Below are 22,473 nucleotides of genomic sequence, written 5' to 3'. Positions count from 1 at the left end.
ACATATCCTCTAGGAAAATCTCAACTAGGCGCCAAAATTCCTAGAGGATAAATCAGATGTACATATATCCTCTAGGAAAATTTCAACAGGTGCCAAAATTCCTAGAGGATAAATCAGATGTACATATATCCTCTAGGAAAATCTCAACTAGGCGCCAAAATTCCTAGAGGATAAACTAGATATACATATATCCTCTAGGAAAATTTCAACCAGACACCTACACGTATAAATAACAATTTTTAAATATTCATGTTTTCAATATTACTTTTTGTAATGAGTCCATTGTAATGGACTTAGGCTATTAGCCTGGGGCTTAGTAGGCGAGTATGAGCGTAGTTATAAATTTCATAAACCATGTTATATATAGTACTTCCAAACAATCTTTTGATGATTTTGTAGGAAAGAAGACAGCAGGTGAAATATTGAGTTTTAATAATAAACCATCCGTTACATCCGTTGCAAATTAACTTAATACTCAGAAGCATTAGTAAAATATGGTAGATTTTCTTCTGTAGTCAACTTCCAGTTTTTATACACAAAGTTTATTAGATGAGGAAGCGATAACAATACCATTATTAATCCTACCCACCATAAAGAACGAAAACCTTCTAAAAGACTCATATTTCTACTAACACTATAAATTGGAAATAACTTCCAATAAATCCTTAAAATAATAAAATCTATTAATTGAGCAATTATCGGAATAATCAGCGTTCGCGTTTTGATGTATAACAAAGAGTAAATTAACGTATTGCTAAGTGTTCCAAGTATATTAGTGTAGCCTCCAATACTGAAAAGAATACACATAGCTGCTAATGCCGATTTTACTCCCCATTTGGTTGACCAACGATGCAAAAGAAATCCTTGATAATAAAATTTATTTAATATAGTCATAAATACTAGAGATAGAATTTGCAAAAACGAATAGAGCCAAGGTTGTATTATTTTAGACTCCTCTACTTTGATAGCTTGATTTAAATTGTTTTCTACGAACAAAGGAAAAGCTATAGAGACAATATTATATATTATTAAACCCGAACCAATAGAGAAAAATACACGACAAATTACTAATAAAAATACCGAACCCCATTGAGGTTTTTGCGGAATTCTACCAACTAGGTGCCGTGGTTTTGCCTCCAATATTTCAAGTCGGCGCCATATCCAAGCACAAATGAATAGATAAACGAGAGTACTTACTACTAAAGCAATAAAAGGGTCTTTAAGATCAAATTTTAATTGACGGTAGTTTGATATCAGAGTTAATTGTATGATTATTCCCAGAGCAAATAAAAGTCCCCATCCTAATGTATGACGATATTTAATCTTGTAAAACGGGTTTTCTTCGGGAAAGGTGATATTGCGTAAAGACATTGATTTAAATTTTTAATAATAAGAGCGAAAATCTTGTTCCCCTCCCTGAAGGATACCGCTGGCGAATCAGGGGTGGCACCCATCATTTAATAAAAACAGGCGTGTAGAGACCAAACATGTAAGGTCTCTACATTCGCGAAAATGACGTAAAATCGTGATGCTGGGGGGTCAGACCTAGGGTGTTGACTTTGTGAGAAATTAGGTAAAAATTGTTCATACAACTTTTGTGTCTAAAAGCAAAAGCTCAAAGTAGCTATAATACAAGGCTTAACGCTGGCGCCACTAGACACAGATTGTGCGTGAAAATTATTGTCCCCGAAGCATGAGAGTCAACACCCTAGGTCAGACCTACTATTCGCCAGCGGTATCCTTCAGGATACCGCTGGCGATTCGGGGGTGGCGCCCATTATTTCGTAAAAACCGACGTGTAGAGACCGAACATGTAAGGTCTCTACAATTTTGGAAACAACGCAAAATCGTGGAACTGAGGGGTAATACCCCTGAATGACCAGCAGTATCCTGAAGGGAGGGGTTAGGGGTGGGTAATTAAAACTCTGCATTTTCTGGTGTTCTTGGGAACGGTATAACATCACGAATGTTACCCATTCCCGTCATAAATTGCACAACTCTCTCAAACCCCAAACCAAAACCAGCATGGGGAACTGTGCCAAATCTCCTTAAATCAAGATACCACCATAAATCCTCTTCTTTCATTCCTTGTGCTGCGATTCTTCTTTGCAACACATCTAATCTTTCTTCCCGCTGTGAACCTCCAATAATTTCCCCTATTTTCGGCGCCACTATATCCATTGCCGAAACTGTTTTCTCATCTTCATCTAAGCGCATATAAAAGGCTTTGATTTGCGCGGGATAATTACTGATGATTGTAGGCTTTTTGAATAGCTGCTCGCACAAGTAACGTTCGTGTTCTGACTGTAAGTCTGTACCCCAACTTACTGGATACTCAAATTGAACATCAGCTTTTTCGACGGCTTGGGTTAATAGCTTGACTGCTTCAGTATATGTAATGCGTTCAAACTGATTATTTATAATATTATCAGCCGTTGCCAATACTGTATTATCTATACGCTCGTTAAAAAATTGCATGTCTTCTGGGCATGTTTCCATCACATATTTAAAAATATGTTTCAAAAATGCCTCGGCTAAGTCCATGTCCTCTTTGAGGTCACAAAACGCCATCTCTGGCTCAACCATCCAAAATTCTGCAAGGTGACGCGATGTGTTCGAGTTTTCCGCGCGGAATGTTGGACCAAAAGTGTAGACATTACTAAATGCCATCGCCATGACTTCAGCTTCAAGCTGTCCACTCACGGTTAGATACGTTGGTCTAGCAAAAAAATCTTTACTATAATCTATGGCGCCTTCTTTAGTACGAGGAATTTTATTCAAATCAAAACTCGTGACGCTAAACATTTCTCCGGCGCCTTCGCAGTCACTTGCTGTGATAATTGGAGTATGTACCCACAAAAAACCACGTTCTTGGAAAAATTGATGAATTGCTGTTGCACAAGCATTACGAACACGAAACATAGCGCCGAACGAGTTGGTACGCGCGCGTAAATGTCCAATGGTTCGCAAAAACTCAAACGAGTGACGCTTCTTTTGCAACGGATATGTCTCTGGGTCAGCATCACCGTACACTTGAACTGTACTCGCTTTCACCTCAATACGTTGCCCTTTACCCTGTGATGCTACTACTACACCATCTACCTCTACCGAGGCGCCTGTATTTACTTTTTTTATAATTTCACTATAGTCAGGTACAGTTTCATTAATGACGACCTGTAAAGAAGCCATCGATGAACCATCATTTACCTCAATAAAAGCAAAACCCTTAAGTTCGCGCTTCGTGCGTACCCAACCCTGTACCTTTACTGTTTCGTCTGGTTGTCCACTACGTAATATGGACGCAATCCGTCTTTCTATCATATATTTATCACAATGTGTAAGACTTTAATAACCAGCCTATAATAACGCCCAATCCACTGAAGCGGACAATTTGCCAAAATGGGTCACGAAAAGAGCGCCAGTTCAATAACCGACTTTCTAAGTTTATTTCCAATACTTCTAACTGTTGCTGAATGTGCTTTAACTCCGCTTTCATTTCTGGTAACTTACTTTTGCGAAGTTCCGACAGGCGCCTCTTTAATTCAATCTGTAAATTATAATCATTCTCAATCTGTTTGTAACGTTCTTTAAGGGCAACAAGGGCTTGCTCAACTTCGTAGAGTCCTTGCTCAAATTCCTGTGAATCTTCACCTGATGGCTCCTGGCTTTCTTGTTTCGACGGCTTCATGAACAGGTTTTAAACTAAAATTAAATAATCAATCCGTTATATTACAACCTACAGCCATTAGTCATTAGTAGAGACGTGATTAGTCCCTGCGGGAAAACCTCCGGTTTACACGTCTTTACACTCAGCACTCAATACTCAGCACTCATTACTTATTCTTATGTCACAATCTACACAGCAGCCTAAATCATTACAATTACAAGATTTCAGCGACTTGGAAATCGCGCAAGCGCTTTCTGAAAGACTTGGTATTACACCAAACGACTGGCACCGTCTCAAGTCCAACCGCAAAGCCCGCGCGTCTGAACAAATTGCTGCGGCACTGGTGTTTTTACTTAAAGATCAAAAACAAGAAGCACTACCAAGGCTTCAACAAGCAGTTGGCTGGCTCGACCACTCAATTTCGGCGCCACCTTGCCCAACACATGGAACTAAATAAGTTGTGAGTGCTGAGTTTTGAGTTACTACTTACTACTCAGCACTCAGCACTCATCACTTTTTACTACTTTCTTAAAAGCCGTGGTCTTGTTTCTAACTGCTTACAAAGCCGGAGTTCAGTACCTTTACGGTTCCATTCAACTTGGTCAAAAATTTGATGGAGAATACATAAACCACGACCGCTTTCGGCTTCGTCGGGTGGTAAATATTCTACCGGGTCGGTGTCGCAACTTGAATCAGATGATTTAGTCGTCTCAAAACCCCCACCTTGGTCTGATATTACCCACCAATATTGATTATCAATAAGTGAAAAACGAACTATAACTTTTTTACTAGGGTCTAAATTATTACCATGTTTAGCGGCGTTTACTAGGGCTTCTTGAAGTCCTAATCGTAATTCTGCTTGCATTTTCATCGGAATCTCTGCCAGTAGCAAATCTAAAATTGGACAGAGATACAGGGTTGAGGCGAAACTTATTGTTCCCCAATTACGTCCTACAGGACGGAGCGAGATAGTAATCACAAGGAAAACCCCATAGCTAGAGTTCGGTCTTTCGAGACATCAGTTTGCGTTACACAGACACCCTGACAAGTATTGAGGTGGTCGCACAAATTCAAACTTGCGTCTTTAAAACTAAATTTTGAAAATAGCTAGGGAGCAAAGTCTCTTATCATATTTTTGGACTACTTAATTAATATTCACCAGTAGCAATGAAGTAATACATTATTGCTAAATAAAACAGCAATACTGATATCGCAGTTTGATCGAGCGCAAGCCATTTACTATCTTGTTTCCTACTGATTCATATTACTAAGAGTCCTCACTCATACGCTTCAGTGACGATGCAACTTCAATTTCTTTAGTTAAAAGGAATTATATTTTTAGCTTAATTCAATTTTAGCATTTTTACTATGCACTAGACTACAAATTTGAAATCAAAAGCGCTCTATATTCATTCCTCACTGCCCTGACAACTGTGATAACACAAGATATGCCGCAACTTCCACATGTGCGGTCTGTGGAAAGAAGTCAGCCGGAGTCACGCGCGTGAGGCTATATGTTCCATCTTGACAGAGTAATTTTAAGTCACGTGCCAAAGTGGCAACTTTACAACTTACATAAACTATGCTCTTGGGTTTAAGTTTGAGCAAAGCTTCAATAACGGCTTTATCACATCCTTTTCGTGGTGGGTCAAGGACAACAATATCGGGAATTACATCTATCGAGAGAATTAGTTTTTCGACAGTTCCGGCATAAAACTTAACATTATCAACGCCATTGTGCAGAGCATTTAAACGAGCTTGCTCTACAGCTTCCGGTTGTACCTCTATACCAATAGCGCGACTAACTTCAGAAGCTAGCGGTAGAGTCAACGTACCAATGCCACAGTAAGCGTCGAGTAAAGTTTCTTGACCATTTAGACAAAGGGACATTTTTATCTGCTGTACTAACGCTTCCGCTGTTTCGGTATGAACCTGAAAAAACGTTTCGGGACGTACTTGAAATTCAAGCTCCTCAAATTCTTCAACGCAAAAATTTCTGCCAGCAACTAGACGAGTTTCTCGCCCAAAAATGGCATTAGTACGCTCGCTCTGATTGTTTAACATCACTCCAACAAGTAGGGGTGTACTGTCTAACCAGTCTTGCGCTACTGTCTCAATTCCTGGTATATTCCAATCTTTCACTACTAACGTCACTAACATTTCTCCCGTCCGGCGCCCAATCCGCAAGCCCAGATGTCGAATTAACCCAGTGTGGTGCTTTTCATCATAAGGTTCCCAACCGCGCGACTGTATATCAAGTTTTACTCTTGCCAACAGTGGGTTTAAACGCTCATCTTGAATAGGACATTGATTTAAATTTACGATTTGGTGGCTATTTTTTTGGTAGTACCCCACGACCGTATTACCTGTTGCTGATAAAGCTACAGGGTAAGTTGCTTTATTTCGATAAGCTAACGACGTACCCGTATGAAGCACTGCATCAACATTTGGCGCCTGAAAACCTCCAATGCGCTCCAAAGCTTGAATAACTTGTTTGCGTTTCGCCTCTAATTGATATTCATAATCAATATGCTGCCACTGACAACCGCCACATTTATCAGCAACAATACAACTAGGTCGAACTCGGTGGGGTGACCGTCTTAAGATTTCCTTAAGAGTCCCATATCCATATTTGGGTTTTACAAAAACTAAACGCGCTTTGATTACATCTCCTGGAGCGGTATCAGGGACGAAAACTACCCTACTGCCCGCGCGTCCGACACCATCTCCATCATCGTTGAGGTCAGTAATTTCAAGTTCGATTATTTCCCCTTGCTGCCAATTAACCATAAAAACAAAAATGTGTATTACCCTTTGATCCACGGACGAACGTATAATTTCAATACACACAAGTGTCAAACCCTTCACTTGTGTACTCAAGACTCGTTAAACTAGCTAATAATATTTCATGCTGCATTAATCATGACTGTAGTAAGCCAAGTTATTCTCAAAGCCGACGACGAACTGCGTTATCCCAGCAGTGGCGAACTCAATAGTATCAAAGACTTTTTGACAACAGGTGAGCAGCGGGTACGTATTGTTTCCGCGCTCTCCGAAAACGAAAAGAAGATAGTTCAGGAAGCAACCAAGCAGTTATGGCGTAAGCGTCCCGACTTTATTTCTCCCGGAGGAAACGCTTACGGACAACGCGAGCGCGCTCAATGTATCCGTGATTTTGGCTGGTACTTACGCCTCGTTACCTACGGTGTGCTTGCTGGTGATAAGGGACCAATCGAAAAAATTGGTATTGTCGGCGCCCGCGAAATGTACAATTCGTTAGGTGTACCTCTACCTGGAATGGTGGAAGCGATTAGCTGTCTCAAAACTGCCTCTCTTGATTTGCTCACTGCTGATGATGCCACTGTTGCCTCACCCTACTTTGATTACATCATCCAAGGGATGTCCTAATCAACCACATTCGAGTAGTTTTTGGTAGGTACACGTCATGCTGGTAATTTTATAATCCAAACTGGCGCCGCATTCCAAAAGCCTGTAAGCCTCGATAAAATCATCAATTAATATTGTAACTCCCCACACCCTGTTGTTTACTTGGCAGTTCTGTCGAATTACCAACAAGGTGTGGGGAAATTTTATCTACCCAAAAAAGTCAACAAACAAAAAACCGACAGTCTTGTTCAGAGGCTGTCGGCGTTTAGTGTGTTCCCTATTAATGACTCGGCTAGAGTTCAGTTGTCTCTAATTATGCCTATTTCACCCTAATTAGGATGCGATTTACGTCATTAATGCTTGTGATACTTATCACAGGGCACAATTTGATAATTTTACCCCAAAGCAAAAAGCCGGCAGTCTTGTTCAGAGGCTGTCGGCGCTTAGTGTGTTCCCTATTAATGACTCGGCTAGAGTTCAGTTAAATTTATTATTCCAGTATCTCAGCTATTGTCCGGCGATCTAAGTCATACAACACTGTGATTCTCATCACAACACAGTTACCAATCTATCTATTTCGTCCCGTATTTTCACTATTTACATCATTATCTACAAAATACCGACTATAATTATTTGTTCAAGTTGGAACAATGTAATCCAAATTTTTATATACATATAAACTTATCAAATACTGTAAAGAATATTACTATTTTTTAAATAATCTTTATACCTTATAAATATAACTTAAAAAACTTAAGTAAATAATCAATACATCAAAAGTAACTCGATTAGATACGTGTGGCGCCATAATTTCAGTAATTTCCTACAAAACAACCTCCCCTCTGTGCTCTCTGTGGCTCTGGAGTAAAAATATCTACCACAGAGGCACGGATGTACAGAGAATAATTAGAGAAGTTAATAAAATATTAACGGCGACGATATGTTTCTTCGTCAGCAGGGTCTCCATAAGGGTCTTCGCTTGCAGGAATTACATCACCATACTGTTGGTCGGCAGGGTCACCATATGGGTCTTCACTCGCTGGACGAACATCTCCATACTGCTCGTAACCCGCGCGTTCACCATAATATTGTTGGTCGGCAGGGTCACCATATGGGTCTTCACTCGCTGGACGAACATCACCATACTGTTGATCAGCAGGGTCGCCATAGGGGTCTTCACTCGCTGGACGAACATCACGATATTCCCCTTCCTCATCCTTTCTATCTACACCGCTAACCAAAAAGTCTTTTGCTTTGCGTAAAAAATCGTCTACCATTATTTTTCTCCCTGTGAAACTTGTAATGAACAAACTTAAGCTACAAAAATTTGGCTAAATATCTTTTCTAGAACGCAGATCCTTGTGGTGCAACATCTCTTAAATCACGTCCTGTCGTGCGTCCATCATACCCCTGAAAATCACGGTATCTTTGTGCTTCTTCCGCAGGCACTTGAATACCCTGAGATGGTGCTGATACCCATACTGGACGACCTTGAGCGTCGCGGTAGTAAACTCGTCCATTTTTAGAAAGATAATATTTTCCCTTTTCCCCATTACCTTGGGCATTTTTACGCTGATTATAAAGATAGTAAAGCGCAGCGGCGCCTGCTAAGGTAATTAGTACTTTATTCCGCGTCGAAAGTCCTGGCTTTTTCTGAACTTGGTTCGCTCCATTAGGATCATTTACCTGTCTTCCTTGTGCATCGTTTACAGGAGGAGCAGCAGTCGGAGTTCCCGAACCACCCCCACAAGCGCTTAGTATCGGTGCTGTCAGTAAAGCTGAAAGAAAAACTGCTATCGGAAACGATGCCCTTCTCGTTTGTATCTGAGTTTGTTTACTTATTTCGCCCATCACATTCAACCACCCTGCCTTTAAAGAGTGCGCTGCTTAACTAACAGCACTGAGTTTACTGCTATTAAGTGTGGTTGAATATATGAAAGCTTACATCTAGCCTTTGAAGGAAACGCGCTCCATCTTTAGAAATAAATCAAGTTAAAAAACCTGGTATTAAACTCAATAAACCAGGTTTAAAGCCCGAAATCCTGATTTTTACTGCTTTTTTACTAGTTTATTCATTTTATCTACGCGCGGGAATTCCTGGCGCATATGCTTCTATAACTCTGTTAGTTCGAGTACAGGTAATCATTAAATAATCACAAGTAGGACACTGTGTCCGAGTAATTTGGCTTTCATAAATATAATGTCTTTCACCTTCACTACCGCAGTTAGGACAACGAATTGTTTGTATAGTTTGCACTTTAAAGCCCCTTTTAATAATCGCTTTTAGTTTGAAATTGTTTCACAAAAACTGTCTTTTTTGCCGATTTTGTGGCAATTATGTCAATAAGCGCATTGCTACACATAACTACATAATTGACACTAGTTCTCATCCAGTCCCAACATTTTGTAAAACTTGTCTATATGTTTTTCTATTATGCTCAATAAAATCGTAATTGCCTATATAACTTCAGACATATTACCTAACTATTTTTACTTGGCGCCCATTTAGGTTTGTAGTGATCCCCATTGTGTAACCCTTGAGAGTAACTTGTTTACAACTAGTAACGACTTTACTTAAATAATCAACAGTATTTAAAGTTAGTTAAAAATAATACCCAGCTTTTGTATCGAAATTTACTTTTTGATGAGTTTATTGGCTTGTAGACGTGAAAAAGCAGGCTCAAACTAACAAAAGTACTGAAGATTTCAGTACTTTACAAGTGTGAACCCAATTCTTAAAAAAATGCTTACTACTGTAAGATTGAGTACAGAATTTTATAATAAACTTTGTAATCGCGCTCGACTTAGGTATAGTTTACTGGTGAAACTATGATATAAAACTTAATAGTTAATTAATATTTAGTTACTGAAGAGTTGAAATTTAATTTTTGTAAGAAAATTTAATCAAAAATTCCAATGTTAGACATTAACAGTCTTTGAAAGATTTGCTAATGTAGTGATTGGTAATGGGTAATGGGTAATCGGTAATGGGTAATCGGTGGTGGAATTCTCCAACTGTCAATTACCCATCATTTCTTAAAAGGGCGCCTCAAATTAGACATCTGATCAAATATCTGAGTTTGAGGGATGAAAATAATCGTAAATTTCTTGAGCTAAACGCGAACCAATACCTGGAACTTCGCCAAGTTGTGCAGGAGTTGCAAGACGGATATAATCAACCGAGCGGAAGTGAGCCAAAAGTTGTTTTTGACGATGACTTCCTAAACCGGGTATTTCATCCAAACGTGACCGCTTCAATTTATCACTACGCTGTTGACGGTGGAATGTAACGGCAAAACGGTGCGCTTCATCACGTAAACGTCGCAAAAGTTGGACTCCCGGTTGCTCCGAGTCTGTTTCTACTGGTAAACTTTCACCAGGTAAAAAGATTTCTTCGCGCTTTTTCGCTAAACTGACAACCCGCACGTCTTCGATTAAATTCATTTCTTGTAAAACGGCAACAACCGCAGAAAGTTGTCCTTTACCACCATCTATCATTATTAAATCTGGAAAATCCGGGTTTCCCAAACGCTGTAGTTGTGGGTCTTCGATAAATTTACGAAATCGTCGCTGTATAACTTCCGCAAGCGAAGCAAAGTCATCCGAGTGACCCGCCGTAACGGTGGGATTTTTGATTTTATAATGACGGTAATGTTGTTTTGCAGGCAACCCATCGATAAACACTACCTGCGAAGCAACTGCATTAGAACCTTGAATGTGAGAAATATCGTAACCTTCAATACGGTGGGGTAAGTCGGGTAAGTCAATAATTGACGCTAAATCTTGCATAGCTTCCGAGTTACGGTCACCTAATTTTTGCATTCGTTCTAACTCGTACTGAGCATTACGCTCAACCATTTCGAGCAATTCAGCTTTTAACTGACGCTGTGGCGCCACAATACTAACTTTACGACCTCTACGTTGACTCAAAGCTGCCGCCAAAATATCAGTATCGGGTAACTCGTGCTGTACCAATATTTCGGAAGGAATCTCTATATCATCAGCAGTTTGATAGTGTTCTTCTAACACCCGTTGTAAAATAGCTCCTGGTTCTGCACTTCCATCCGCAACAAATGCTAGGCGCCCAACGAGTTGACCTGCACGAATCTGAAATAATTGAATACAAGCATGATTATCATTTTTTGCCAAAGCGATGGCATCGCGCGAAACAGTATCATCAGGAAGTGATACCTTTTGGTCAGCAGTCAGCGACTTTAAACCATTTATTTGGTCACGATAACGCGCGGCAGATTCAAAGTTTAACGCTTCTGCCTGCTTACACATTGCCTCAGTTAATATATCTACCAACTCTTGCCCGCGTCCTTGAAAAACCATCGCAACTTTTTGCACAGTTTTACGATACTCTTCGGGAGTCTCAAGTTTCTGACACACCCCTGGACATCGACCTAAATCATAATTCAAACAAGGACGGTCTTTAAATAACGGTTGTGGACGCTGACGGAGTGGAAAAATTCGCTTACAAATGCGTAAAATCTCTCTCAACAACCGCGAATCAGTATAAGGCCCGTAAAACTTATCTTTTCCCTTACCTAACTGTCGTTTTCGCGTGATGAAAATACGCGGATAGTCCTCTGACCATGTAATACATACGTATGGATACTTTTTATCGTCTTTGAGCAGAACATTAAAATAAGGCTGATGCTGCTTAACTAAGTTTGCTTCGAGTGCGAGTGCTTCGGTTTCTGTATCGGTGACAATGAACTCAATATCAGTTACTTGCTTGACCATTGTCGCAATACGTTCGGTCAAACGCTGTGAGTCACGAAAATACGAGCGGACTCTAGACCGCAGTTTACGAGATTTACCAATATACATAATGCGGTCACTAGCATCGCGCATGAAATATACCCCAGGTTCAGGGGGAATTTCCTTGAGACGATTTTCCAAGCGTTCGGGGTCTTTGACGAGCGGTAAGACTTTACCAGATATTGTCACAGTTAAAAAAGTTAATTATATTAATCTACTTATATATATTTTAATTTTTTAATGAACCATAGAGTAGGGCGATATTACCCAATCAGTTGTAGAGACGCGACATGTCGCGTCTCTACAACGTCTCTGCTAAATTGCTTGTAAAATCGCTATACTCCATAGTGATACCCTATTGTACTGATTTATTCCGGGGCTGGATATATGGCATCCTATGCAACCTCCTCTGCTAAGGCAGAAATGAGCGAATTACGTCGATTGAAAGGTTTATTGCCACCAGAATTACAAAGCTGGGTCACGGTCGAAGGAACGACAGAAGTCAATCCACCCCTTGTTAGATGCGAAGAAATTGGTAAAGACCAAGTAGAAATTCAAATCGATTTGGTGAAATGGGACGCTCTCGCAATCGACCAGCGCAACCTGTTATTCTGGCATGAAGTCGCGCGTATTCAAAATGATACAATTCCCAAAGACGGTTGGGAAATGGCGGCACTCGCAATTGGTTTAGGTGGCGCCGTTGGTGAACTCTGGGTTCAAGATGGATTATTGTTAGTCCTCGCTTTAGCGTTATGCGGTGTTTCTGGCTGGCGCCTTTATCAAAAAAATAGTGGCGAAAAAATTGCGCGCGAACTAATCGAAGCGGATGAAAAAGCAATTGGACTTGCCCAGCGTTTCGGTTACACTCTGCCCAACGCTTACAAAAGTTTGGGAAGTGCGCTGAAAACTTTGATTGATACCACGAATAGCAAACGTGAACGCTCTAAATACGAAGCTCGCCTCAGCGCACTCAAACGCAGCGCAAATAAAGTTAGAGGCAAATCAAGAAACATGGATGATGATATCTAGTGCTGAGTGCTGAGTGCTGAGTGCTGAGTGCTGAGTTATGAGTTATGAGTGAAGAGGTGCGTTTGTCGCGCAGGAAGGTTTTATAATACTGCCTGCGTGAGCATTTTGCTGATTTTTTAACTAATTTTTTAACTTTATTAAATCAACATTAATGCAATATTAAATCAATATTAAATCAAAAAAATAATTTTACATAATACATTGTAGTTTTAAAAATACAATAAAGCAGTAGAGACTTTGACGTAAAATCTCTACAATATGGGAAATTTACTTTAATCGGGAATTATAGAATGGAAAATCACTATAACTGATTCATCATCTTATGGGTTTGAGGAATTACTCGTACATGGTTGACTATTCGCTTCATAATCGCTTGCCAGAGCAAAACATCATCGGGAGAGGGTGCTAGGATTGGTTGTGAAGCACCTGTTGGTGATACCAAGGGTGTTACAGGCTGCAAAAATATTGGAATCAATGGATTTGTTTCTGCGACTAGTTGCGCTGCTCGCTCCAACTCCATGACATCTGTCGATGCTGAAACAATAATCTTGACAAAAACTTCTACATGTGAATCGTGGCAAAGCTGTAAAAAACGCGCGTGTTCAGGAAAGCGCTTTTCACCGCTAACGCTTTCGAGTTTAAAGTCCATACCTACTGAGTCGAGATATGGTAAAACCATCTCTAGCTGTTCGCTTCGATGTCCACCAGTCTCTAAGTATATAGGTAATTGGGTTGCTCTACTAACTTGGGGTAAAAACTCAACAAGGAAGGAAGCGTGAAGAAGCGGTTCGCCACCTGTTAAGCTAATGCTATCGTGTAGATGAGGTATATTTTGTCGCTCAATCCATTGAAGTAACATAGATAATGTTACTGGGTTTGGATGAACTTCAAAATCACGCAAACCAGGGGAACGCTCGATTTTACATATATCTGGTGCATTCCATGTATTAGAACTGTCGCAAAAGTGACAGCGTAAATCACAAAGCGCGAACCTGATAAAAATTTGACGAGTTCCAACGTTTAGTCCTTCCCCTTGGATAGCGGAAAATACCTCAACCAAGCGTGCGTTTTTTGTAGAAATTGTAGTATTCGTAGTACGAATTGTGGTCATGTTATCGGTATATCAAAAATATAACGGGCGAATATGACTGAGTTTGAAACTGTAACAAAATTCACACAGAAGTGCCTTTTGTATTTTGAACCTATATTTTGAATCTTTGTTATCCCACAGGAGGCGCCATTCACCAATTCGGAATATGCAATTAGTTAGAGAAAAGTAATTATTGTAATTGCAGTAGTTACACTGATAGAAAACATTGAACTAGGGTATATCTTAGGACACAATGATGTTGGACAAAATACATAATAACAGCAAAGTTTAGTGCAAGGTTTCATGACTAGCCAACCCACAGAGGCAGATTTTCTCGTCACATTCCAAGCGGATGCAGCAATAGTGCTGGTTCCCCCTAGGTTGAGTGTACTTGAAGCTATCACCTTCAAACAAACCTGCCAAGACCTAACCCAAAAAAATAAAGTATTGAAAAAAATTATTGTTGCCTTTGACAATACCACTTTTATGGATAGTAGTGGGTTAGGAGCTTTGGTGAGTAATTTCAAAATTGCTCAACAGCAAGGAATTGAGATGACGTTGCGAAATGTCACACCACAGGTGATGGCAGTATTAAATTTGACCGGCTTGAATGAGGTTTTCACAATCGAATCATCCAGCGACCCGGAAACACGTACTGACCAGTTGGAAGAAAACTTACCAACGACTCATCCTTCAGTTAAATCTTGGATGAAACGTTTAATCGATATAGTTGGGGCTATAGTCGGTTTGGTAATTACTGCTATTTTGTCAATTCCAATTGTAATTGCAATCCAACTTGATGACCCAGGCCCAGTTTTTTTTGGTCAGACGCGCTGTGGTTGGATGGGTAAACATTTCCGAATGTGGAAGTTTCGCTCGATGTGCGTTGATGCAGAAGCAAAAAAAGCAGAACTACTAAAGCAAAACCAAGTCCAAGGTGCATTTTTTAAAATTGATAACGACCCACGAGTCACAAAAGTCGGACGGTTTTTGCGAAAAACTTCCCTTGACGAACTACCACAGTTTTTAAACGTACTCAAAGGCGAAATGAGTTTGGTTGGCACTAGACCCCCTACCCCAGATGAAGTTGCCCGCTACGAAGTGCCCGAATGGCAACGTTTAGATGTAAAACCAGGAATGACCGGAGAATGGCAGGTCAATGGTCGTTCTAGTATACGCAGTTTTGAGGATGTAATTCGCTTAGATTTACAATACCAGAAGAATTGGACTCTACTATACGACCTCAAGTTGATTTTCAAAACCATTACAATTTTGTTCCGAAAAAACAGTGGTGCAGTCTAAAACCGAAAAATAACAGTATAAAAAACCTGGTTTGGTGAAAAACCGGGTTTTTTTGTGTTTACTCTCCACGGATAAAATTTAAAGAAATTTCGGTTGTTTAATGCTGGTATATCTTAAAGCTGTCTCGGTTAATACCTGTAAATTTGTTTTGATTGACAATTTGTAATTACTAATTTGACCAGCTTTGAACCGCTCTTGACCTTGAAAATACCGATTAAAGTCTTCTCCCTTGTAGATTTCATAAGTCAGTCCCGCGCGCTCAGGTAAGCGAACATTTACTTAAATTTACCAAAATTAGTAAACATCATTTTTTTGAACATTGGTTAAAAAAGTATTACGTACTGTGTAAAGAACTGAAACGAAGTTTACTTAATCTTCAACGAAAAAAAACGGACGTTAATAAACTCTGAAGAGAAAATTGTTAGTAACCAATGTTTTCTAGACAAGGGTAGCGTGAACTCCATCTTGCCTAAAAAGCATAAACCAGGGCTGTTCAAACGAACATATATTTATGCGAATTTTAATTTACTCTTACAACTATCACCCCGAACCTATTGGTATAGCTCCGTTAATGACCGAGCTAGCTGAGGGACTAGTACTGCGTGGACATTCAGTACGTGTGGTGACAGCAATGCCTAACTACCCTCAGCGTCAAATTTATGAAGAGTATAAAGGTAAGTTTTTCGTTACAGAAGAAAAGAACGGTGTGAAAATTCAGCGTAGTTTTGTTTGGATACGTCCTCAACCAAACTTACTCGACCGAATTTTGCTTGACGCCAGTTTTGCCATTACTAGCTTTGTTCCTGCTTTGTCTGGTTGGCGCCCAGAAGTGATATTAACAACATCACCATCGCTTCCCTGCTGTGTACCTGCTGCACTACTAGGATGGTGGAACCGTTGTCCAGTTGTGTTGAACCTTCAAGATATTCTGCCTGATGCGGCAATACACGTTGGTTTGCTCAAGAATAAACACTTAATCAAAGTTTTTCAGACGCTGGAAAAATTTGCTTACCGTACAGCTACAAAAATTAGCGTTATCGCCGACGGGTTCATTGATAATCTACTGCAAAAGGGCGTTGACAAGAGCAAAATGGTCAAAATTCCCAACTGGGTTGATGTGAATTTTATTCGTCCTTTGTCGAAAGAAGATAATGAATTTCGTTCTACCCACAACCTCAACGGTAAGTTTGTGGTGATGTACTCAGGCAATATTGCTTTGACTCAAGGTCTAGAGACTGTGATCAAAGCTGCTAGCAAGTTGCGTCACATCAAAGATATCGTATTCGTGATTGTTGGTGAAGCTAAAGGTTTAGAGCGTTTACAACTTCAATGTAACAAGTATGGCGCCGACAACGTGATGCTGCTGCCGTTTCAAAAGCGTGAAAAACTGCCTGTAATGCTAGCTGCTGCAGATGTTAGCCTAGTAGTACAGAAGAAAAATGTAATTTCGTTCAACATGCCTTCTAAAATTCAGGTTGCACTGGCTAGTGGACGAGCAATTGTTGCATCAGTACCTTACACTGGAACTGCAGCAAAGGCAATTACTCAAAGTGGAGGTGGTATTGTTGTTCCTCCTGAAGACCCAGAAGCATTAGCCAAAGCTATTTCAAATTTGTATTTGGCACCGGAAGAAGTTAATTCACTAGGTTACAACAGCCGTAAATACGCAGTCGAAAACTATTCGTTCGATAACGCCTTAAATCAATACGAGAATCTATTTTACGCAATTACAACACCAGTTCCAGAGCCAGTTGTCGAACCAGTCGTTATTCAACCAGTTGTTCAACCGATAGTTATTCCACCTGTTATTCAGCCAGTATACAAACCAGCATTCTATGCAGTTACTGACAATAACAGCACTACCAAACCAAAAACAGTTTCTCAACCCTCGCGCGTAGAGCAAGTTTGAGCGCTTCCATTACTCAACTTTAACAACTCGAAACCCCATCACACACTGATACTGTTCGGGCTGGTCGGAGGTAAGTTTACCGACAGCCCGACCACAGTATAATTGTCCTGCGCGCCAACGCGGTTGACCGTTTGCATCTGCAAGCATACACGACTGACAAACCTGTCCGGGTGCATAAATTTGATTTTCTGTTAAGATTGCTAACATCATGCCCACCTATTTAATTATCTAAAAACACTTAAATACTACTTTGCAACAAGCGCACTATATAAGTAAATTTACTTGTTGAATTTACTTACTATATGAACCGTAGAAATTAGTAGTATTCTTTATAACACATTCAATATTCAGAAATAAATTTAAATACAAGAATCTGGTTTGATTACCTGAAAAAATCGTGTGTATTTGTAGGGTGGGCATAGCCCTACTTACACTGAAGGTTTCAAAGAGCGCTATTATAGTTTACGCAATTGTATAAGCTAATATTCTATTGTTGTGATTACGTGTGTTGATTATACAGCAGTAATACGCGGTTTGCTTATTACTGATGCATAACATTACAAATGTTACAGCAAGCTAGAATAAATCTAGCTCGAATACGATGGCTATATACTTAACTAGATGCTATGACAAAGACAAATTCTGACTTTCTAGCAAATTCTGACCCGGCAGTTGCGGAACTGATTGGCGATGAACTTCAACGTCAACGCGACCACTTAGAATTAATTGCCAGTGAAAACTTTACCTCTGCTGCGGTACTTGCTGCACAAGGTTCGGTACTTACAAACAAATACGCCGAAGGTTTACCTGGCAAACGTTACTACGGTGGCTGTGAATATGTTGATAAAATTGAGCAGCTAGCTATCGACCGTGTAAAGCAGTTATTCGGCACCACACACGCGAACGTTCAACCTCACTCAGGCGCCCAAGCAAACTTTGCGGTATTTTTAACATTGCTTGAGCCAGGTGACAAAATCATGGGTATGGACTTGTCCCACGGTGGACACCTAACTCACGGTTCACCAGTAAACGTATCCGGTAAATGGTTTGAAGTATCACACTACGGTGTAGATCAACAAACTGAACAACTTAACTTCGATATTATCCGTGAGCAGGCGCTTAGGGAGCGTCCTAAGCTCATCATTTGCGGTTATTCAGCATATCCACGGATTATTGACTTTGAACAATTCCGAAGTATTGCGGATGAAGTTGGCGCCTACTTGCTAGCAGATATTGCTCACATTGCTGGTTTAGTTGCTACTGGACATCACCCCAACCCCCTCCCCTACTGTGATGTCGTCACAACAACAACTCATAAAACCTTGCGCGGACCTCGTGGCGGTTTAATTATGACCCGTGATGCCGAATTAGGTAAAAAGCTAGATAAATCGGTATTTCCTGGTAGCCAAGGCGGTCCATTAGAACACGTCATCGCAGGTAAAGCCGTTGCCTTTGGCGAAGCGCTCAAACCTGAATTTAAAACTTATTCAGCCCAAGTCATCGAAAACGCGCGTGCAATGGCTAACCAATTGCAACAGCGTGGATTGAAAATAGTATCCAACGGTACAGATAATCATTTGATGCTTGTAGATTTACGTAGTGTTGGTATGACCGGAAAACAAGCCGACCAACTTGTTAGTACAGTAAATATTACTGCTAACAAAAACACTGTTCCGTTTGACCCAGAATCACCGTTTGTTACCAGTGGTCTACGACTAGGCTCACCAGCAATGACGACGCGCGGTATGGGAACAACAGAATTTGTGGAAATTGCCAACATTATCGCCGACTGCTTAACTAACCCCGACTCCAGTGCAGTCGCTGAAGATTGTCGCAAGAGGGTAGCATCACTTTGCGAACGCTTCCCCTTATATCCCCATATCCAAATTCCTGTACCAGCTTTAGTATAGGTATATTAGATTCCCGACTTTTTAAAGAAGTTGGGAATCTAAGGGAATATAATTAAAATTAAGCGAATTAAAAACCTTATACTGATTAATTAGCAGAACTTAGTATATATATTAAAGACGAAGGCGTGTCTGAAAAATACTCACAGATTTACGTTGTATACATTACAAAAAAAATACCAATGTCTATTCAGATATATCATCTGATAGCCTTTCTTGTTGCCGCAGTAGTCGTTCTCTGGACTACCCCTGATGTTAGAAATCTCGGTATAAAAAGCGGAAGGCTTGATAAACCTGGGGAACGTAAAGTTCATCAACGTCCAATGGTACGCCTCGGAGGTGTGAGCATCTTTGCTGGCACAATATTATCGTTAATTCTTGTGTGGTGGTTAGGTGGATTTGGAAATTTGCCTCCTGATAAAGAATGGCAAGTTATAGGAGTTGTATTAGGGGGAATATGCTTTTTTTCAATTGGATTTGCTGACGACTTATTAAACTTGTCATCATTTACACGTTTGGTTTTGCAAGTAATTGTAGCAGCAGGTGTTTGGAAAGCAGGCGTAAGTATAGATTTTGTGACAATTCCGACAGTTGGTATTGTTCAGCTTGGCTGGTTAAGTTTACCAATTACGGTAATTTGGTTAACAGGAATGGTAAATGCCATTAACTGGATTGACGGATTAGATGGATTAGCAGCAGGAGTATCGGGAATTGCAGCGGTTGTGCTACTTGTTGTTTCACTATTTATGAAGCAACCTGCTGCTGCATTAATAGCTGCTGCACTTGCAGGCGCCTCATTAGGGTTTTTGCGATATAATTTCAACCCCGCTCAGATTTTTATGGGTGACGGTGGGTCATACTTCATGGGTTTTACCCTTGCCGCCGTTAGTATTATAGGTTTAGTCAAAATTCCTGCTGTCACAGCGGTATTACTACCATATGTAATTCTTGCCGTCCCAATTTTTGACATGTCCGCCGTCATTCTCGCGCGTTTGCGTCAGGGAAAATCACCCTTCAGTGCCGACAAACGCCATTTGCACCACCGCTTACTCAACGCTGGACTCTCACATCGGTGGGCAGTTTTATTTATTTACTCCCTCACATTATGGGCTGGTTGTTTAGCAATGGCAATCGTTGGAATTCCCAGCGGCGCCATTTTTGCTTGCGCTGCGACCTCCTTACTAAGTTACACTTCTTGGAAAGTCTGGAAACACTCCAAAGTAAGGTAGGGTGTGTGGCGCCATAACAATCCTCAAACGAAGTAAGGTAGGGTGTGTGATGCCATAACAATCCTCAAACGAAGTAAGCAGTCTGGTAGTGTCACGCACCAGAACTTATTTACCATAGAGACACGAGAAAAAGAATTAAGAGCATTTCCCAGGACGTAAAATAAAAGAACAGCGGCGCCTACTTCCTAAAATTAATCACACACAGCTTTGGTGCGTGACACCACTTGGCTGGTTGCTTCGTTTTAAGATTGTTATAATGTCACGCACCCTACTTTATTTAAAATGAGTGCAGAAATTATTTGTGTTGGTACTGAGCTACTACTAGGTGATATTCTAAATAGCAATTCTCAATACCTTGCCCAGGAGTTAGCGAAATTAGGTATTCCTCATTATTATCAAACTGTCGTCGGTGATAATACTGAACGTTTGCTTGATGTAATTAAAATTGCCACTTCTCGTTCACAAATTTTAATATTTACAGGTGGTTTGGGACCAACTCCTGATGATTTAACATGCGAGACAATTGCAAACTATTTCGGCGCCCCTTTGGTTGAACGAGATGATATAATTTCCGACATTACGGAAAAATATGCGGCTCGCAATCGGGTGATGACACCCAGTAACCGTAAACAAGCTTTGATTCCAGTTGGTGCTGATATTTTACCTAACCCTACAGGAACGGCGCCTGGTATAATATGGCAACCAAAACCAGGGTTAATTATCTTGACTTTTCCTGGTGTTCCTTATGAAATGCACCAGATGTGGCAAGAAACAGCTGTTCCCTACCTCCAAAGTCAAGGTTGGGGCAAAGAAATTATTTATAGTCGAATGTTAAAGTTTTGGGGTATTGCAGAATCAGCTTTGGCAGAAAAGGTTAGTTCTTATCTTAATTTATCTAATCCAACTGTGGCGCCATATGCTTCCAAAGGTGAAGTTAAGTTACGAGTCGCTGCAAAAGCACCATCTCATGCTGCTGCTGAAGAAATAATTGCCCCTGTTGCAAAACAACTCCAAGATATCGCTGGACTTAACTACTACGGTGCCGATAATGATACCCTAGCTTCTGTAGTTGGTGAGTTACTATTCACTCAACACCAAACCGTTTCGGTCGCAGAGTCGTGTACTGGTGGACTCTTAGGGCAAATGCTGACAGAAAAGTCAGGAAGTTCTGACTATTTTTGGGGTGGTGTGATCTCTTACGACAACTCAGCAAAAATAAATTTACTAGGGGTTAACCCAGAAGACTTGGAAAAATATGGTGCAGTAAGCTCCGTTGTTGCTGAACAAATGGCTGTTGGTGTTAAAAACCGTTTGGGCACAACTTGGGGAATAAGTATAACAGGTATTGCAGGGCCAACTGGAGCTAGTGAAACAAAACCAGTGGGATTAGTTTATATTGGACTTGCAGCACCGGATGGAGTTGAAAGCTTTGAGAACCAATTTGGTGCCACACGTGGACGCAGTTTAATTCGTCATGTTAGTGCTTGTACAGCATTAGACTTGCTACGCCGCAAATTGCTAACTCGCTAATATTATTATTCTGCGAATGTTGTATTGTATGCGCCTGCATTGAACTTCAAATCAGGTTAGAATTAGATATTGAAAATGGTATCACCCGTTTCAAAATGAATCGCTTCATATCCTTGCCTATTCAAAACGAAAGTACAGTAACGATTTGTGTTACTGACATACTTGGAGACAAATGCTGTGTAGTGTGTGAGGACGGAAAGCGGGTTTACGAACACGTAGCCACAGCTTTAAAAGCTGGTAAAAAAGTTCACCTCTCCTTTAGAGGTGGCGAAGATATTACCTCCGCGTTTTTAGCTGAAGCTTTTAGTCGTTTATATACTAATTTCTCTGAAGAACACATAGAAAGCAACTTAACTTTTACCGATATCGACCCTGATGATGCCGCCGATATTGAATGTGTTATTCAAGATGTGAAAGACTACCTTAATAATCCGCAGCAATTTAAAAATGCGATTATTCAAGCTATGGGTGAAGATGCAATATGACCAAACAAGTGTACCCCATTGAAACATATCATTTTAACTCCCATGATGGGGTACTGTTTGATGCCAACATCTGGATGTATATATATGGTCCTCCCAGTCACATATCCTCCCAATATAGATACGCTTATACTTCTGCTTTGCGACGCATTCGTGGCGCCGGTTGTCAAATAG

Annotated in this window: 20 protein-coding genes; 9 read left to right on the top strand and 11 right to left on the bottom strand. The window is 40.4% G+C overall.

Going from position 1 to position 22,473, the window contains the following annotated elements; translation table 11 throughout:
* Positions 1-468 precede the first annotated feature (468 nt).
* The 3 genes from AC2JBO_RS23010 to AC2JBO_RS23000 all read right to left on the bottom strand — a co-directional run bounded on the left by AC2JBO_RS23010 (position 469) and on the right by AC2JBO_RS23000 (position 3,688).
* Positions 469-1,371 (bottom strand): hypothetical protein, encoded by a 903-nt coding sequence (locus AC2JBO_RS23010; RefSeq protein WP_496955982.1) that lies wholly within the window; start codon positions 1,369-1,371, stop codon positions 469-471.
* Positions 1,372-1,917: 546 nt separating this feature from the next.
* The gene (gene asnS, locus AC2JBO_RS23005; RefSeq protein WP_496955981.1) at positions 1,918-3,321 is read right to left on the bottom strand and encodes an asparagine--tRNA ligase; all 1,404 of its coding nucleotides are present in this window, start codon (positions 3,319-3,321) and stop codon (positions 1,918-1,920) included.
* Between the two features lie 7 nt (positions 3,322-3,328).
* Complete coding sequence (locus tag AC2JBO_RS23000; RefSeq protein ID WP_496955980.1) at positions 3,329-3,688, bottom strand: sll0565 family protein; 360 nt, start codon at positions 3,686-3,688, stop codon at positions 3,329-3,331.
* 157 nt (positions 3,689-3,845) lie between these two features.
* Between AC2JBO_RS23000 and AC2JBO_RS22995 the strand changes: the two genes are divergently transcribed.
* Positions 3,846-4,124, top strand: coding sequence for a DUF6439 family protein (locus tag AC2JBO_RS22995; RefSeq protein WP_496955979.1), 279 nt, complete (start codon positions 3,846-3,848; stop codon positions 4,122-4,124).
* Positions 4,125-4,187: 63 nt separating this feature from the next.
* Here the strand turns inward: AC2JBO_RS22995 and AC2JBO_RS22990 are convergent, their stop codons facing one another.
* On the bottom strand, positions 4,188-4,646 hold the full coding sequence (locus AC2JBO_RS22990) for an ATP-binding protein (protein ID WP_496955978.1): 459 nt from the start codon (positions 4,644-4,646) through the stop codon (positions 4,188-4,190).
* A 437-nt stretch (positions 4,647-5,083) separates the two neighbouring features.
* Complete coding sequence (gene rlmD / locus AC2JBO_RS22985; RefSeq protein ID WP_496955977.1) at positions 5,084-6,457, bottom strand: 23S rRNA (uracil(1939)-C(5))-methyltransferase RlmD; 1,374 nt, start codon at positions 6,455-6,457, stop codon at positions 5,084-5,086.
* A gap of 132 nt (positions 6,458-6,589) precedes the next feature.
* On the opposite strand from rlmD, the gene AC2JBO_RS22980 reads away from it, so the two are divergent.
* Positions 6,590-7,075 carry an allophycocyanin gene (locus AC2JBO_RS22980; RefSeq protein ID WP_496955976.1) on the top strand — a complete coding sequence of 162 codons (486 nt, stop codon included), beginning with the start codon at positions 6,590-6,592 and terminating at the stop codon, positions 7,073-7,075.
* A gap of 905 nt (positions 7,076-7,980) precedes the next feature.
* Here AC2JBO_RS22980 and AC2JBO_RS22975 read toward each other — a convergent pair.
* The 4 genes from AC2JBO_RS22975 to uvrC all read right to left on the bottom strand — a co-directional run bounded on the left by AC2JBO_RS22975 (position 7,981) and on the right by uvrC (position 12,010).
* Positions 7,981-8,331, bottom strand: a complete 351-nt coding sequence (locus AC2JBO_RS22975; RefSeq protein WP_496955975.1) for a translation initiation factor — start codon at positions 8,329-8,331, stop codon at positions 7,981-7,983.
* Between the two features lie 67 nt (positions 8,332-8,398).
* Positions 8,399-8,905 (bottom strand): hypothetical protein, encoded by a 507-nt coding sequence (locus tag AC2JBO_RS22970; RefSeq protein ID WP_496955974.1) that lies wholly within the window; start codon positions 8,903-8,905, stop codon positions 8,399-8,401.
* Between the two features lie 226 nt (positions 8,906-9,131).
* A complete protein-coding gene (locus AC2JBO_RS22965) occupies positions 9,132-9,311 on the bottom strand; it encodes a replication restart DNA helicase PriA (RefSeq protein ID WP_496955973.1) in 180 nt (59 codons plus the stop codon).
* Between the two features lie 809 nt (positions 9,312-10,120).
* Positions 10,121-12,010, bottom strand: coding sequence for an excinuclease ABC subunit UvrC (uvrC, locus tag AC2JBO_RS22960; protein WP_496955972.1), 1,890 nt, complete (start codon positions 12,008-12,010; stop codon positions 10,121-10,123).
* Between the two features lie 198 nt (positions 12,011-12,208).
* On the opposite strand from uvrC, the gene AC2JBO_RS22955 reads away from it, so the two are divergent.
* Positions 12,209-12,850: a DUF3318 domain-containing protein gene (locus AC2JBO_RS22955; RefSeq protein WP_496955971.1), complete on the top strand. Its 642-nt coding sequence runs from the start codon at positions 12,209-12,211 to the stop codon at positions 12,848-12,850.
* Between the two features lie 301 nt (positions 12,851-13,151).
* Here AC2JBO_RS22955 and AC2JBO_RS22950 read toward each other — a convergent pair whose 3' ends face one another.
* Complete coding sequence (locus AC2JBO_RS22950; protein ID WP_496955970.1) at positions 13,152-13,961, bottom strand: 7-carboxy-7-deazaguanine synthase QueE; 810 nt, start codon at positions 13,959-13,961, stop codon at positions 13,152-13,154.
* A 282-nt stretch (positions 13,962-14,243) separates the two neighbouring features.
* Here AC2JBO_RS22950 and AC2JBO_RS22945 point away from each other — a divergent pair, with 282 nt between their 5' ends.
* Complete coding sequence (locus AC2JBO_RS22945; protein ID WP_496955969.1) at positions 14,244-15,242, top strand: anti-sigma factor antagonist; 999 nt, start codon at positions 14,244-14,246, stop codon at positions 15,240-15,242.
* A 511-nt stretch (positions 15,243-15,753) separates the two neighbouring features.
* Positions 15,754-17,151 (top strand): glycosyltransferase family 4 protein, encoded by a 1,398-nt coding sequence (locus tag AC2JBO_RS22940; protein ID WP_496955968.1) that lies wholly within the window; start codon positions 15,754-15,756, stop codon positions 17,149-17,151.
* 9 nt (positions 17,152-17,160) lie between these two features.
* On the opposite strand, the gene AC2JBO_RS22935 is transcribed toward AC2JBO_RS22940, so the two are convergent.
* Positions 17,161-17,358 (bottom strand): hypothetical protein, encoded by a 198-nt coding sequence (locus AC2JBO_RS22935; protein ID WP_496955987.1) that lies wholly within the window; start codon positions 17,356-17,358, stop codon positions 17,161-17,163.
* Between the two features lie 419 nt (positions 17,359-17,777).
* On the opposite strand from AC2JBO_RS22935, the gene glyA reads away from it, so the two are divergent.
* The 4 genes from glyA (at position 17,778) to AC2JBO_RS22915 (ending at position 22,302) form a co-directional block, all read left to right on the top strand.
* Positions 17,778-19,061, top strand: a complete 1,284-nt coding sequence (gene glyA, locus AC2JBO_RS22930; protein WP_496955967.1) for a serine hydroxymethyltransferase — start codon at positions 17,778-17,780, stop codon at positions 19,059-19,061.
* Between the two features lie 179 nt (positions 19,062-19,240).
* Complete coding sequence (locus AC2JBO_RS22925; protein ID WP_496955966.1) at positions 19,241-20,287, top strand: glycosyltransferase family 4 protein; 1,047 nt, start codon at positions 19,241-19,243, stop codon at positions 20,285-20,287.
* Positions 20,288-20,569: 282 nt separating this feature from the next.
* Positions 20,570-21,817, top strand: a complete 1,248-nt coding sequence (locus tag AC2JBO_RS22920) for a competence/damage-inducible protein A (protein WP_496955965.1) — start codon at positions 20,570-20,572, stop codon at positions 21,815-21,817.
* Positions 21,818-21,912: 95 nt separating this feature from the next.
* A complete protein-coding gene (locus AC2JBO_RS22915; protein WP_496955964.1) occupies positions 21,913-22,302 on the top strand; it encodes an STAS-like domain-containing protein in 390 nt (129 codons plus the stop codon).
* Positions 22,303-22,473: the final 171 nt, after the last annotated feature.

It is taken from the genome of Calothrix sp. CBUCES-K 9914 (assembly GCF_059640475.1).
Note: the sequence above shows the minus strand (reverse complement) of the source record. Positions and strands in the feature narration are given on the sequence as shown.

Bases quoted from the DNA above. Each gene is read 5' to 3' on its own strand.
- rlmD (WP_496955977.1), bottom strand. From the start codon at position 6,457: ATGGTTAATTGGCAGCAAGGGGAAATAATCGAACTTGAAATTACTGAC.
- AC2JBO_RS22925 (WP_496955966.1), top strand. From the start codon at position 19,241: ATGTCTATTCAGATATATCATCTGATAGCCTTTCTTGTTGCCGCAGTA.
- AC2JBO_RS22955 (WP_496955971.1), top strand. From the start codon at position 12,209: ATGGCATCCTATGCAACCTCCTCTGCTAAGGCAGAAATGAGCGAATTA.
- AC2JBO_RS23010 (WP_496955982.1), bottom strand. From the start codon at position 1,371: ATGTCTTTACGCAATATCACCTTTCCCGAAGAAAACCCGTTTTACAAG.
- AC2JBO_RS22995 (WP_496955979.1), top strand. From the start codon at position 3,846: ATGTCACAATCTACACAGCAGCCTAAATCATTACAATTACAAGATTTC.
- AC2JBO_RS22940 (WP_496955968.1), top strand. From the start codon at position 15,754: ATGCGAATTTTAATTTACTCTTACAACTATCACCCCGAACCTATTGGT.
- AC2JBO_RS22980 (WP_496955976.1), top strand. From the start codon at position 6,590: ATGACTGTAGTAAGCCAAGTTATTCTCAAAGCCGACGACGAACTGCGT.
- AC2JBO_RS23000 (WP_496955980.1), bottom strand. From the start codon at position 3,688: ATGAAGCCGTCGAAACAAGAAAGCCAGGAGCCATCAGGTGAAGATTCA.
- AC2JBO_RS22920 (WP_496955965.1), top strand. From the start codon at position 20,570: ATGAGTGCAGAAATTATTTGTGTTGGTACTGAGCTACTACTAGGTGAT.
- AC2JBO_RS22950 (WP_496955970.1), bottom strand. From the start codon at position 13,961: ATGACCACAATTCGTACTACGAATACTACAATTTCTACAAAAAACGCA.
- AC2JBO_RS22970 (WP_496955974.1), bottom strand. From the start codon at position 8,905: ATGGGCGAAATAAGTAAACAAACTCAGATACAAACGAGAAGGGCATCG.
- asnS (WP_496955981.1), bottom strand. From the start codon at position 3,321: ATGATAGAAAGACGGATTGCGTCCATATTACGTAGTGGACAACCAGAC.
- glyA (WP_496955967.1), top strand. From the start codon at position 17,778: ATGACAAAGACAAATTCTGACTTTCTAGCAAATTCTGACCCGGCAGTT.
- AC2JBO_RS22975 (WP_496955975.1), bottom strand. From the start codon at position 8,331: ATGGTAGACGATTTTTTACGCAAAGCAAAAGACTTTTTGGTTAGCGGT.
- AC2JBO_RS22915 (WP_496955964.1), top strand. From the start codon at position 21,913: ATGAATCGCTTCATATCCTTGCCTATTCAAAACGAAAGTACAGTAACG.
- AC2JBO_RS22945 (WP_496955969.1), top strand. From the start codon at position 14,244: ATGACTAGCCAACCCACAGAGGCAGATTTTCTCGTCACATTCCAAGCG.
- AC2JBO_RS22935 (WP_496955987.1), bottom strand. From the start codon at position 17,358: ATGTTAGCAATCTTAACAGAAAATCAAATTTATGCACCCGGACAGGTT.